Source organism: Thiocapsa marina 5811 (assembly GCF_000223985.1).
Classification (GTDB): Bacteria; Pseudomonadota; Gammaproteobacteria; order Chromatiales; family Chromatiaceae; genus Thiocapsa; species Thiocapsa marina.
Genome location: NZ_AFWV01000002.1, coordinates 109506 through 121882, shown reverse-complemented (window position 1 = coordinate 121882; position 12377 = coordinate 109506). Strand labels below are relative to the sequence as shown.

The following is a 12377-nucleotide window of genomic DNA, read 5'->3' as shown; positions in this document are numbered from 1 at the left end:
GGATACGCGCAACGCAGTCCACCGGCGTCGGCGCCGGCTCGGTGGAATTCGCTCTCGCTCGTGCGCCCTGAAGACCGGACAATTGAACCTAGATCCGGCACACGACCATAACCTTGGTCGCATTCTTGCTGCACTTCTGAAATGCTGACGCGGTGTCGCGGCCTAACCCACCCGCCGAGACGACTTCGAAAGACCGGAGATCCGGTCTGCGTGGTCAATACCACGTCCGGTCCTTGCTCATATGACCGGCCAAAGGCGGCATTCACGGTCGTCGCGAAGCGGCGATACCCCGGGATCGGCGACTTGCAGTCGCCCTCTTCCACCGGCCCGAAGGCCAGCGAGGTCGGACTTGACGACCCTGCGCACCGCGCCAACGTGCCTCGGGCGGACGAATCAATGACGCCCGGCTTTCACGCGGAGACTGCAACAGATGCACGGAATGAATGGGATGAGCAACAAGACACCGATCCACGGCTTCACCCTGATCGAGGTCATGATCGTCGTCGCCGTGATCGGGATCCTCGCCGCCATCGCACTGCCGGCCTACCAGGACTATACGGTCCGCAGCAAGGTCAGCGAAGGACTCGGCTTCGCCTCCGCAGCCAAGGTCGCGGTCGTTTCCGCATACAGCCACGGCGGCTTGCCCGGCAGCAATGCCGAGGCGGGACTCTCCGAGGCAGGAGAGATCGAAAGCCAATACGTCAAGTCAATCGAGATCGAAGAAGGCGGGAATATCCGAGTCACCTTCAACGCCACCATCCCGCAACTCGAGGATAAGAGCGTCATGCTGGCCGCGACGGAGCGCGGCGGTGCGATCGATTGGTGTTGTTACAGCCCGAATATCGAAGCGCGGTACATGCCGGCGTCTTGTCGGGATAGTGCGCGGTGCGGAGGGACGGAGCCAACGGAGCCAACGGAGCCAACGGAGCCAACGGAGCCAACGGAGCCAACGGAGCCAACGGAGCCAACGGAGCCAACGGAGCCAACTGAAGAAGACAAAGAGGCTAACTGCAGCCCGTTACCCAATGGAAAGTCGTGTCAGCGCGATGACAAGGAAATGGGTTGTCCGGCCAAATATCCAAAGAAAAACGGTAAAAATTGCTTTCTTGAATGATGGATCGAGACGGAATCTCGCGTCTATCGTTATCGATTCGACTCGTTTCACACTGGCCGGGAGAAGCAGCAAGTGCGGTCTCGTGACATCCGCTCCGCGGTGTCACGCATGGCCCCGTGGCGCTCTGCGCCACGTGCAACTATCACCGAAATACGATCGAGGCCGCACCGAAATGCACTCACGAATCCGGCCGAAGGGCGTTCGGCGCGGTTCCCCGGTTCATGAGCCAAGCACGAACTCTCAACCCGCCACGACCGCTGAAGAAGACGACTGCAAGTCGTCGATCCCGGGGTGTCGCCGCTCCGCTGCGATGGTCGGCGTCCGCGTTCGGTCGGCCGAAGAAAGGTCCAATGAGGACATACAGGTCCTAGGGCGGACGCAGCCGACCCACGCAGCTCCGAAGAATACCGCCCGAATCATTCGCAATTATTTTCCTTAAACCGCGTCCCTCGCGGGCCTACTGGAATCCACCAACGGTGAACCTCGCTCAACCCAAGACCGTGGCCAACGGGACGCGGTTTAAGTACATGTGGGCGACAACCGTATCCGCTGATTCTGTCTCGGGTCGGCCCAGATGATCCGTCGGCACTCGTTGAAACCGAGCGTATAGATCAGCAGGTACTGCCCCGGGTCCAGCGTGAAGGAGAACGCCTCGTCGCGGCCGATACGGTAGATTTCCTGGCCCTCGAGCTCGACCCGCATCGTGGCGAACCAGCCGGCCCAAGAGCCGTCTCGATAGAGCGTTACGTTCGCCGCTTCCGATGGGTTGGTCACCGTCGGCAAGGTGCCCGACCGTCCACCCGTCGCACAACCCGCAACCAACGCGACGCTCGCGACGGCGCCGATCAAACCAATCCTGACACTGCTCATTTCGGTACCCTTTCCGTTGCCTCGTCGACGCGAGCTTCGTTCCGATCCCGGCCCGAGATCCCGATAGATGCGCAATGCCGAGTCCGCGTTATCCTTCGCGAGAAATCCGCCGGGTAGATCCGCGGGCGTGGCCAAACCGACGAGTCCCGCCGCGGAGATTCAACGGCTGCGCAACGCGTCGGGATCATGCACGCATCCCCCGCGCAAGGTCAAAACCAATCGACCGGAGTCCGGCAGATGAACAGCACGCCGTCGGGGTCAGAAGCCCCGCCCCTTATCATGGGCATCCTAAACGTGACGCCGGACAGTTTTTCGGACGGGGGGTGCTACTCGGACACCGCATCCGCGGTGCAGCACGCCCTCGAGATGATCGACGAGGGCGCGGATCTGATCGACATCGGCGGGGAGTCCACGCGGCCCGGCTCGCAGCCGGTCCCCGCCCCGGAGCAAGAGCGTCGGGTGATCCCCGTGATCCTGCGTCTGCGCGAATGCGTGCCGAGAAGCACCGCGATCAGTATCGACACCACCTGCGCCCGGGTCGCCGAGTCCGCGCTCGATGCCGGTGCCGACTGGATCAACGACACCTCCGCCGGACGCGACGATCCGGCCATGCTCGCCCTGGCGGCCGATCGAGAGGTGCCGGTCGTCTTGATGCATCGTCAAGGGATGCCGGACGCGATGCAGAAGAATCCCCGCTATGCCGACGTCGTTGCGGAGGTTCGCGGCTTTCTCGCCGAGCGCATCGAAGCGGCGTTGGCCGCGGGAATTGCGCAGGAGAAGATCCTGACCGACCCGGGCATCGGGTTCGGCAAGACGCTCGAGCACAACCTTGCGCTCATGGCCGGGTTGGACGAGCTCGTCCGCCTCGGGCCACCCGTTCTGCTCGGGGCAAGTCGCAAGCGTTTTCTGAGCGCCATTTGTCGTGAGTCGGACCTCGCTGCACTCATGCCCGCAACCTGCGCGACCACGACCATCGGCGTCCTGGCCGGCGCGAAGGTCTTTCGGGTGCATGATGTCGCCGGCAACCGCCAGGCAGCAGACATGGCCTGGGCGATCCGCTGCGCTCGGCGCTGAGAGGCGTGGCGGCGACCGGGGCCCGCGCGATGGCCTTTAAAGTATAAAAAATGAGTCAATTCCAAGCCGCGTCGCACTGGAATCGAGGATACCTCCGAAGCCAATCGCACGACGAAAACGACGCATGCTGCTCTGGACGCGGTTTAGACCGCGGTGTCCTCTCCCGGAACGGCGCGACTGCCGTTCTCGCGGATATGCCGGACGCGGGCAAGCCCGACATCGTCGATGGCGAACGCCTTGCCGAACCCCTTCACATAGCGCCCGCGCTCCGGGCGTAATCGCAGGAGATGAAAGTCCGCCAAGGCGCGCAAGGTCGCGACCAGGCCGCCGAAACGGGTCTCGAACCGATCCAGGATGGCCTCGTACCCATCGCTGTCGCGTGCGATCTCGTCGACCCGGCATTGGAGGGTTAACCGTCGACGCACGAACGGGTGCGCCGCCGTGGCCTCGTCCTCGATAAAGAGCACGCTGACGCGGCCCGTTTCGATCAGATTGGCGGTGTGGACCGACAGTGCACTCACGAAGATGTAGAGGTCGCCGTCCGCCTCCAAGTAGGGCGCATAGCTCGCCTCGGGTTCGCCGCCCGGACTGATGCTCGCCATCGAGAGGGTCGAAAACCCGGCGCGGAACAGTTGGATCTCCTCGTAGATCGCGTCGAGATCGGGCGTGGAGGGCTGCGCGTCGGTGCTCGGCTCGCTGGACATGGGTCGGGTGTATCTCGCGCGTGGAGGCTGAATCGGCGTGCCCGAAGGCCGTCAGTGCGTTCGGAGGGCGTGGGAACGACAACCGCCGACCCGATCTCTCCCGCTGGAACAGCCGGTTCATCAAGGGCAGAATGCCGCTCTGGAGGCGCCGTCATCGCCGCACAACCGCATCGTTCGGAAAGATCCACCCGAACCGAGACTCGCGTCAAGCGCCTGTAGGCCGCCCGAGCTCGGAGTTTATCCTCCTGGAGACTGCCCGATGTCGCTGATCCGTCGCACGAAGCCAGCGCTTTTGGTGTCGTTCCTGGCGCTCATGGTCGGCACGCCGGCCGTCTTCGCCGGGGCGCCCGAGGGCCCCGATGATACATCGAGCCTGCACATCACCGGTGCACTGAGCTACAAGACGCGCATCGCCCTGCCGCCGGACGCCCTCGCAATCGTCGAGCTCATCGATCCGAGCGTGCCGGGCGGTCGCTTGGTCGCGGAGCAGCGGATGACCCTGGACGGCCGCCAAGTCCCGATCCCGTTCGCGCTGGCCCTGGAACGCACGGCGCTGATCCCGGACCAGACCTATTCGATCCGCGGGGCGGTTCTGTCCGGCGGCTTGGCGAACTGGGTCACGGACGAGGTGCCGCTCGATCCTGCGGTCGAGTCGCTCGATCTCGGCACCATCATGATGCGCCCCTACGAGCCGATCCCCTTCGCGAACGAGCTCGTTTGCGGGGACCAGCCGATCCGCGTCGGGTTTCTGGAGGATCGCATGCGCATGCAGGTCGGCGATCGCACCTTCGATCTGAGACAAGCGATCTCGGGCTCGGGCGCCCGCTATGTCGCCCTCGCGGATCCGACCACCTCCTTCTGGAGCAAGGGCGAGCGCGGGATGCTCGAGATCGCGGGCACGGCCTATCCGGAATGCATCCCGGTGGAGACTGCGAAGACCCCGTTTCGCGCCACCGGCAACGAGCCTTTTTGGAGCCTGGATCTCACCGACAAGCGGGTCGAGCTGAACACGGACCTGGGTGAGACCCGGATCAATGTCGCGCTGACCGAACCGGAGCTGCTCGAGGACGGGCGTCGCTATCGGAATCTGATCGAAGACGGCAACCTCGTCGTCAGCATCTTCGATCGACCCTGCGTCGACACCATGAGCGGCATGCCGCACCCCGCGACGGTCGAGATCCGACTCGACGACCGCAGGCTCGAAGGTTGCGGCGGGGATCCGGCCACGTTTCTTCAAGGACCCGAATGGGTGGTCGAGGACATCGGCGGTGGCGGAATCATCGATCGGTCCCGCGTGACGCTGAACTTCGGTGCCGACGGCCGTCTTTGGGGCCGGGCCTCCTGCAACACCTATCAGGGCGAATACAGACTGACCGGCGAGAGCCTGACCGTCGCGCTCTCGGCGACGACGATGATGGCCTGCGCGCCCGCCTTGATGGATCAGGAGCGCAAGGTCCTGGATCTGCTGGCCCGGATCAGAGCCTTCGAGGTGGATCCCACCGGTGCCTTGATCCTCGAGACCGACGACGGGCGGACCCTGTCGGCGCGTCGCGGCTAAACCGCGGGCCTCCAGCAGCCGTCGAATCCGCCGGGACCGATCCCATCCAGAAACATCGCATACCGCGCGCGGCGCGGTTTAGTGCATTTTCGGGGGAGGATCTGCCGCGGCGTCGGGGGGGAGCGACTGAATTCGCCCGGTCAGCGGGGCTTCGAGAGCGTGAACGCACCGCGCACGTCGCCCACCTGGTAGCCGCGCGCTTGATCCTCGGGATAGGCCTCCGCGAGGGCCGTACCAACGCTCGCGTTCACGATCTTGCCGTGGCACGACAGACAGAGCTGGACGGTCGGGATCGCCTTCATGAAACGGAAGCGACTGCCGTCGTCGGATTCCACAACCTCGGCAACCGTCATGGTCGCGACATCCTCGCCGGCCACCTGACGCTCGTCGAACCGAACCAGCACCGCGCGCTCCCAGTCGTCGGGCGCATTCAATTCAGCGTTGCGCAGCTTCAGACTCGTGCGGCCGACCGCCCAGCCGGACTCTTCCGAGATCTCGGCCGCAATCGCGGGCGCTCGCTCCCGGCAGACCTTCACCGCGTTCTGGGGGCCGCCTTCGGTCATCGCCGCCTTCAGCTCTTTTTGCAGTGTCGTCGCAAAACGCTCCGTCAGCGCCATCGCCTCGGCGAGGTCGGCATCCTGCCCGCCCTCCTGCGCAAACCCGGCGGTTGCCGCAAGAATCAACGGAAACGACATGAATAGGCCCTTGTGCATCGCGAAGCTCCCGATCGATTGAAAGAAGACCTGCGCCACGGTGTTACGGAGCGGCCGAGCCTATTGTGCCCCGCGTCTGATGACCCGGCCAACCGGGTCGCGAACATCCCCGGGATCGACGAGTTGCAGTCGTCATCTTCCCCCGCCCCGATGACCGGCGAGGCAAAAAGCCCGACTCGACAGAACCCACGCATGCGCACGAGCCGGCAATTGATCCAATCGGCTTGCTGCAAAGCAACAATGATGCGGATAATGTGGGATTGGTGACGACCTGACAGAGAGTAAGTCGACGATGACAAGCGCGGAACGGCAACTACTGAGCGGTGACGACGCGGTGGCCTTGGCCGCGCTGCATGCGGGGGTGTGCCTCGGGACCGGCTATCCCGGCACCCCCTCGACCGAGATCCTGGAGACCTTCGACCGCCTCGGCGGACGAGCCCAGTGGTCGCCGAACGAGAAGGTGGCGCTCGAGGTCGCACTCGGGGTCGCCTTCGCCGGGGCGCGCACGCTGGTCACCATGAAGCATGTCGGACTGAACGTCGCGGCCGATCCGCTGTTCACCGCGACCTACACCGATGTGGAGGGCGGCCTGGTGATCGTCTCCGCCGACGATCCGGGGATGGCCTCCAGCCAAAACGAGCAGGACAACCGGCACTACTCGCGCGCCGCAGCCATTCCGACCCTCGAGCCTGTCGACTCTCAACAGGCTTACGATTTCACCTTGCTGGCGTTCGAGATCTCCGAGCGTTGGAAGATCCCGGTCATGCTGCGGATCACCACGCGAGTCTGTCATTCAAAGACGATCGTCGTGCCGCGTGCGCCGGTCTCGGACGTCGCCGATCCCGCCTTCGAGCGCAAGATCCCGGCGCGCGTCATGATCCCGGCCTACGCCAAGCCGGCGCATCATCGCCTGCGCAACAAGCTCGCCGAGATCACCGCCTGGAACGAGGCCGAGGGCCCGATCCGAATGGACGCCGGCGCATCCAACCTCGGGGTGATCTCGACCGGAATCAGTGCCGTGCACGCGCGCGAGGCGGCGCCGGACGCGAGTCACCTGACCATCGGCATGACCTATCCGCTGCCGATGGAGCGCATCCGCGCCTTCGCCGCCGGCGTGGAGCGTCTCGTCGTCGTCGAAGAGGGCGATCCCGTCTTGGTCGACGAGATTCACGCCGCCGGCATCGCGGCCGAGGGTAAACCAGAGATGTATCGTTTCGGCGAGCTGGACGTGGCACGCGTTCGCCGCATCCTCGCCGGCGACACCAGCCCGGAGCCCGTCCCGCCCAAGGGCAAGCCGCCCGAGCTCTGTCAGGGTTGCGCGCACCGCGAGGTCTTCCAGGCGCTCAGAGACCTCGACTGCATCGTCGCGGGCGATATCGGCTGCTACACGCTCGGCGTGCTGCCGCCCTTCTCGGCAATGGACACCTGCGTCTGCATGGGCGCGAGCATCGGCGTCGGGCTGGGCCTGCGTCATGCGCTGCCCGAGGATCAAGCGCGTCGCGTGGTCAGCGTGATCGGGGATTCGACCTTCGTGCATTCCGGCCTCACCGGGATCGCCGAGATGGTCTACAACCCGCCGGCGACAGGTCATCTGGTCATGATCCTCGACAACGGGACGACCGCGATGACCGGGCTGCAGGAGCATCCCGGGACCGGGCGCCTGCTCGATCACTCCACGACCAACAAGCTGAGCTTCGAGGGCATCGCGCGCGCCATGGGCGTGCAGAACGTGCAGGTCGTCGAGACCACGGACAAGGGCCTCTCGCTGAAGGACGTGATCGCCGAGCTGCTCGCCAAACCCGAGACCTCGCTCCTGATCACGCGCCAGCCCTGCGTCCTGGCCGCACCCAAGATCCGCTTCTACGACAAGGCCGCGGCCGAATCGGCGCGCGGGCACACTTGCTCCGCGGCGGTCGCGGACTGAACTCGGATCGGAGAGACACTGATGGAGAAGGTGAAGAACATCGTCATCGCCGGACTCGGCGGCCAGGGGGTCCTGACGGCCTCCGACATGCTCGCCGAGGCGGCGTTTCGTGCCGGCTTCGACGTGAAGAAGAGCGAGCTGCACGGCATGAGCCAGCGCGGCGGCTCGGTGAGCAGCGACGTGCGCTACGGCGAGCAGGTCCTGAGCCCGATGGTCCCGGCCGGCGAGGCGGACGTCCTCCTGGTCCTGGAAGCGACCCAGATCGAGATCAATCGGCCCATGCTGCGCGCCGGCGGCGTCCTTATCGGTCCGGGCCTGCTTCCCGATGGCGCGCTCAAGAACAAGAAGAGCCTCAATGTCGCCCTGCTCGGCGCCGTCTCCACGGTGCTGGACATCCCCCAAGAGCACTGGATGGCGGCCATCTACGCCAACCTGGCCGAGAAGCTCCACAAGGTCAACGACCAGGCCTTCGCTCTGGGTCGCGAGGCCGCGCTCCAGGGCTCGATTGCTCAACACCATTAAACCGCGTCCAGAGCGACATGCGTCGTTTTCACGTTCAATTCGGTCTTGGGGTTTCACCGACCTCGGTGGAGACGCGGTTTAAAAATGATATATTTTTTAATATCTTAAACCGCGCCGACTCCAGCGGTCGTCAGGTCTGCCGGGGCCGATCCCACCCAAAACCATCACAAACCGCGCCGAGCGCGGTTTAAGCGAGGACCAAGATGCTGACAGAGCTCTGGAACGACGCCGCGGGCGGTTTCCACCCGGCCAGCGCGCCCGATTTCCTGCCGGAGACGGCGCTGAAGCAAGTACAGCTGCGCCGGCTCCGCGCGGTCGTGTCGCTCGCCTACGAGAACGTCGCCCTCTTTCGCACCCGGATGGAGGAGCGCGGCCTGACCCCGGACTCGATTCAGCGGCTCGAAGACATCCAGCAGCTCCCCTTCACGGTCAAGGCCGATCTGCGCGACACCTATCCCTTCGGCCTCTTCGCCACGCCCATGAGCGACGTGGTCCGGCTGCATGCCTCCTCCGGCACCACCGGCAAGCCGATCGTCGTCGCCTACACGCGCGAGGATGTGGATGTCTGGTCGGAGGTGATGGCGCGCACCCTCGCCTGCTGCGGCTTGCACCGCGGCGATGTCCTGCAAAACGCCTTCGGCTACGGGCTCTTCACCGGCGGACTCGGCGCCCACTATGGCGCGGAGGCCCTCGGGGCGACCGTGGTGCCCATCTCGGGCGGCAACAGCGACCGGCAGATCATGCTGATCCGGGACTTCGGCGTCTCCGCACTCTGCTGCACGCCGAGCTATTTCACCTATCTGATCGAGCGTGCCGCCGAGCTCGGCGTGGATCTTCGCGCGCTGCCCTTGCGCGCAGGCATCTTCGGGGCCGAGCCCTGGACCGACGGGATGCGCGATCACATCGAGGCCGCTGCGGGGATCAAGGCCTACGACATCTACGGTCTTTCGGAGATCATCGGCCCCGGCGTGGCGAGCGAATGCTCCGCCCAGCAGGGTCTGCATATCTTCGAGGATCATTTCTATCCCGAGATCATCGACCCGGAGACCGGAGAGGCCCTGCCCGACGGCGAGGAGGGCGAGCTGGTGCTCACCACCCTGAGCAAGAAGGCGATGCCGATGATCCGCTACCGCACCCGCGACATCACCTCGCTGATCAGCGAGCCCTGCGAATGCGGGCGCACCATCCGGCGCATGCGACGCATCGGACGGCGCTCCGACGACATGTTCATCATCCGCGGCGTGAACGTCTTCCCGTCCCAGGTCGAGGCGGCCCTTCTGGCGGTCGAAGGCACGCTCCCGCACTACCAGATCATCCTCACCCGCGATCAGGGTCTGGACCAGATGTCGGTCGAGGTCGAGGTCACGCCCGAGGTCTTCAGCGACAAGATCCGCGCACTCGAGGACGTGCGCGCGCGTCTGGCCAAGGCGATCGAGCACATCCTCGGCATCCGCGTCGGGTTGCGTCTGGTCGAGCCGCGCAGCATTGCGCGCAGCGAGGGGAAGGCGAAGCGGGTCATCGACAGGCGCAACGAGGGGGCATAGCGGTCAGCTATCAGCCGCCAGCCGCCAGCCGCCAGCCGCCAGCCGCCAGCCGCCAGCCGCCAGCGATTGTGTCGATCCGAACCCACTTGGATCAACTCCTGCAGCGGCAGAAAAACCCAGCTCAGCGCTGATAGCTGATAGCTGATAGCTGATAGCTGATAGCTGATAGCTGATAGCTGATAGCTGATAGCTGATAGCTGGAGGCTGAAAGAGACCATCCGAGCACCACGAGGACTCGAAACCATGAAACTGCAACAACTCTCGCTTTTTCTGGAGAACCGCCCCGGGCGCCTCGGTGCGCCTCTGGAGGCGATCGCGAAGGAAGGCATCAATATCCTGACGCTCTCGCTCGCGGACACCGCCCAGTTCGGCATCCTGCGTCTGATCGTGCGTGAATGGGACAAGGCAAAACAGGTCCTGGAGGACGCGGGCTGGGTGGTCAACCTCACCGAGGTGGTGGCGGTCGACGTGCTCGATCGGCCGGGCGGCCTCGCCGAGGCGCTGGCCGTGCTGGAGGGCGCCGGACTGAACATCGAGTACATGTATGCCTTCTCGCTGCGGCGCGGCGACAAGGCGATCCTGATCTTCCGCTTCGAGGATCCGGATCGCGCGATCGACGTGCTGCTCGAGAAGGGACTCCATGTGGTGGATGGTGATGAGCTGCTGAGCGTGGTCTCCGGCTGAACCGCGTCCCTTTGGATATGCTGTCTTGTCGGTTGGGGTCGCACTTGCGTGAGTCTGCCGCCACAGTGGTGGACGCGGTTCAGGATGTTCGGTCGACTCCGGGAAAGGGTGGACAAGACAGGTAGGGTGGACAAGCGTAGCGCAGTCCACCAGCGCCGGCGCAGGACTCGGTGGACTTCGCTCTCGCTCGTCCACTCTACCCGACCCGGGGTTCACACTTCGCAATCTCATACCGAGTATCGACGCAGCGGGTTTCGCGCCGTTGCAACACCCACCAACGGACCGAGGACTATGGCCGCGCAGATTCATGAGGCCCATCGGCAGACCGAGCACCGCATCTGGGATCCGGATGCCGAGACCCTGCCGCGCGAGGACATCGAGGCGTTGCAGCTGGAGCGTCTGCGCGAGCTGGTGACGCGGGTTGCGCGGGTGCCCTTTTACCGCGATCACTTCGCCCATCGCGAGATCGGCCCGCACAGCATCCGCTCGCTCGCCGACGTGCGTCGCCTCCCGCTGACCACCAAGGACGATCTGCGACGTCAGCATCCGTTCGGTTTTCTGGCCGTTCCGCGCAAGGCGTTGGCGCGCATCCACGGCTCATCGGGTACGACCGGGCGGCCCACCTTCGTCGCCTATACGGCTCGCGATCTGGAGACCTGGTCGAACCTCTGCGCACGCTTCCTGGTCGCCGGCGGGCTCAGGCCCGAGCACACCGCACAGGTCGCCTTCGGCTACGGACTCTTCACCGGTGGTTTCGGACTGCATTACGGCATCGAGCGGGTCGGTGCGGCGATCATCCCGGCGGCGGCCGGCAACACGCGGCGCCAGATCGAGATCATGCGCGACCTGGACCCGGAGGTGCTGATCTGCACCCCCAGCTATGCCCTGACCATCGCGGATTCGGCGCGCGAGCTGGGCATCGATCCGCGCTCTCTGCCGATCCGCTTCGGCCATTTCGGCGGCGAGCCCTGGACCGAGGACATGCGCCGCGAGATCGAGGATCAGCTCGACATCGCCGCCTTCAACAATTACGGGCTCTCCGAGATCATCGGTCCGGGCGTCAGCGGGGAGTGTCCCGAGCGCACCGGGATGCACATCCAGGAGGATCATTTCCTGGTGGAATGTCTGGATCCCGAGACCCTGGAGCCGGTCCCGGAAGGCGAGCCCGGCGAGCTGGTGATCACGACCCTCACCCGCGAGGCCATGCCGCTGATCCGTTATCGCACCCGCGACATCGCCCGACTCTACCGCGAGCCCTGCGCCTGCGGACGACGCACGACACGCATGAGCCGCGTGACCGGCCGCACCGACGACATGCTGATCATCCGCGGGTTGAACGTCTTCCCCTCCCAGATCGAGGAGGCGCTGCTGCGCGTGGAGGGCACCACGCCGCACTATCTTATCGAGGTCTCCCGGCCCGGCACGCTCGACGAGGTCCACGTCAAGGTCGAGATCCGCCCGGAGATCTTCTCCGACCGGATGGACCGCATGCAGACGCTCTGCGAGCGGATCAGCCGTGAGATCAATACGGTTGCCGGCATCCGCGCCCATGTCGATCTGGTCGAGCCGCGCAGCATCGAGCGCTTTGTCGGGAAGGCCAAGCGGGTGCTCGACCGACGCGATCTCGGCGAATAGCCCTATCCCGACGCGCGCCGCATCGATTACCCTGT

At 65.0% G+C, this 12377-nt stretch carries 11 protein-coding genes; 8 read left to right on the top strand and 3 right to left on the bottom strand.

The window, feature by feature from the left end:
* The first annotated feature begins 448 nt into the window (after positions 1–448).
* Positions 449–1114 (top strand): pilin, encoded by a 666-nt coding sequence (locus tag THIMADRAFT_RS27345; protein ID WP_199484202.1) that lies wholly within the window; start codon positions 449–451, stop codon positions 1112–1114.
* Positions 1115–1633: 519 nt separating this feature from the next.
* On the opposite strand, the gene THIMADRAFT_RS02975 is transcribed toward THIMADRAFT_RS27345, so the two are convergent.
* Entirely contained in the window at positions 1634–1984 is a 351-nt protein-coding gene (locus tag THIMADRAFT_RS02975; protein WP_007191476.1) for a hypothetical protein, read from the bottom strand.
* 237 nt (positions 1985–2221) lie between these two features.
* Between THIMADRAFT_RS02975 and folP the strand changes: the two genes are divergently transcribed.
* On the top strand, positions 2222–3058 hold the full coding sequence (folP, locus tag THIMADRAFT_RS02970) for a dihydropteroate synthase (RefSeq protein ID WP_007191475.1): 837 nt from the start codon (positions 2222–2224) through the stop codon (positions 3056–3058).
* Between the two features lie 143 nt (positions 3059–3201).
* Here the strand turns inward: folP and THIMADRAFT_RS02965 are convergent, their stop codons facing one another.
* Positions 3202–3762 carry a HugZ family pyridoxamine 5'-phosphate oxidase gene (locus THIMADRAFT_RS02965; RefSeq protein ID WP_007191474.1) on the bottom strand — a complete coding sequence of 187 codons (561 nt, stop codon included), beginning with the start codon at positions 3760–3762 and terminating at the stop codon, positions 3202–3204.
* 259 nt (positions 3763–4021) lie between these two features.
* Between THIMADRAFT_RS02965 and THIMADRAFT_RS24365 the strand changes: the two genes are divergently transcribed.
* Positions 4022–5320, top strand: coding sequence for an META domain-containing protein (locus tag THIMADRAFT_RS24365; protein WP_007191473.1), 1299 nt, complete (start codon positions 4022–4024; stop codon positions 5318–5320).
* Positions 5321–5460: 140 nt separating this feature from the next.
* On the opposite strand, the gene THIMADRAFT_RS02955 is transcribed toward THIMADRAFT_RS24365, so the two are convergent.
* Positions 5461–6033, bottom strand: a complete 573-nt coding sequence (locus tag THIMADRAFT_RS02955) for a Tll0287-like domain-containing protein (protein WP_007191472.1) — start codon at positions 6031–6033, stop codon at positions 5461–5463.
* A 292-nt stretch (positions 6034–6325) separates the two neighbouring features.
* Here THIMADRAFT_RS02955 and THIMADRAFT_RS02950 point away from each other — a divergent pair, with 292 nt between their 5' ends.
* From THIMADRAFT_RS02950 to THIMADRAFT_RS02930, 5 genes are all read left to right on the top strand, one after another.
* Positions 6326–7957, top strand: a complete 1632-nt coding sequence (locus tag THIMADRAFT_RS02950; protein WP_007191471.1) for a thiamine pyrophosphate-dependent enzyme — start codon at positions 6326–6328, stop codon at positions 7955–7957.
* Between the two features lie 21 nt (positions 7958–7978).
* Positions 7979–8479: an indolepyruvate oxidoreductase subunit beta gene (locus THIMADRAFT_RS02945; protein ID WP_007191470.1), complete on the top strand. Its 501-nt coding sequence runs from the start codon at positions 7979–7981 to the stop codon at positions 8477–8479.
* Between the two features lie 203 nt (positions 8480–8682).
* Positions 8683–10023 carry a phenylacetate--CoA ligase family protein gene (locus THIMADRAFT_RS02940; protein ID WP_007191469.1) on the top strand — a complete coding sequence of 447 codons (1341 nt, stop codon included), beginning with the start codon at positions 8683–8685 and terminating at the stop codon, positions 10021–10023.
* Between the two features lie 243 nt (positions 10024–10266).
* On the top strand, positions 10267–10707 hold the full coding sequence (locus tag THIMADRAFT_RS02935) for an ACT domain-containing protein (protein WP_007191468.1): 441 nt from the start codon (positions 10267–10269) through the stop codon (positions 10705–10707).
* Positions 10708–10998: 291 nt separating this feature from the next.
* Complete coding sequence (locus tag THIMADRAFT_RS02930; RefSeq protein ID WP_007191467.1) at positions 10999–12342, top strand: phenylacetate--CoA ligase family protein; 1344 nt, start codon at positions 10999–11001, stop codon at positions 12340–12342.
* Positions 12343–12377 lie beyond the last annotated feature (35 nt).

What these genes read in the sequence shown, in the direction of transcription:
- THIMADRAFT_RS27345 (WP_199484202.1), top strand. Translation starts at nt 449, where the DNA reads ATGAGCAACAAGACACCGATCCACGGCTTCACCCTGATCGAGGTCATG.
- THIMADRAFT_RS02975 (WP_007191476.1), bottom strand. Translation starts at nt 1,984, where the DNA reads ATGAGCAGTGTCAGGATTGGTTTGATCGGCGCCGTCGCGAGCGTCGCG.
- folP (WP_007191475.1), top strand. Translation starts at nt 2,222, where the DNA reads ATGAACAGCACGCCGTCGGGGTCAGAAGCCCCGCCCCTTATCATGGGC.
- THIMADRAFT_RS02965 (WP_007191474.1), bottom strand. Translation starts at nt 3,762, where the DNA reads ATGTCCAGCGAGCCGAGCACCGACGCGCAGCCCTCCACGCCCGATCTC.
- THIMADRAFT_RS24365 (WP_007191473.1), top strand. Translation starts at nt 4,022, where the DNA reads ATGTCGCTGATCCGTCGCACGAAGCCAGCGCTTTTGGTGTCGTTCCTG.
- THIMADRAFT_RS02955 (WP_007191472.1), bottom strand. Translation starts at nt 6,033, where the DNA reads ATGCACAAGGGCCTATTCATGTCGTTTCCGTTGATTCTTGCGGCAACC.
- THIMADRAFT_RS02950 (WP_007191471.1), top strand. Translation starts at nt 6,326, where the DNA reads ATGACAAGCGCGGAACGGCAACTACTGAGCGGTGACGACGCGGTGGCC.
- THIMADRAFT_RS02945 (WP_007191470.1), top strand. Translation starts at nt 7,979, where the DNA reads ATGGAGAAGGTGAAGAACATCGTCATCGCCGGACTCGGCGGCCAGGGG.
- THIMADRAFT_RS02940 (WP_007191469.1), top strand. Translation starts at nt 8,683, where the DNA reads ATGCTGACAGAGCTCTGGAACGACGCCGCGGGCGGTTTCCACCCGGCC.
- THIMADRAFT_RS02935 (WP_007191468.1), top strand. Translation starts at nt 10,267, where the DNA reads ATGAAACTGCAACAACTCTCGCTTTTTCTGGAGAACCGCCCCGGGCGC.
- THIMADRAFT_RS02930 (WP_007191467.1), top strand. Translation starts at nt 10,999, where the DNA reads ATGGCCGCGCAGATTCATGAGGCCCATCGGCAGACCGAGCACCGCATC.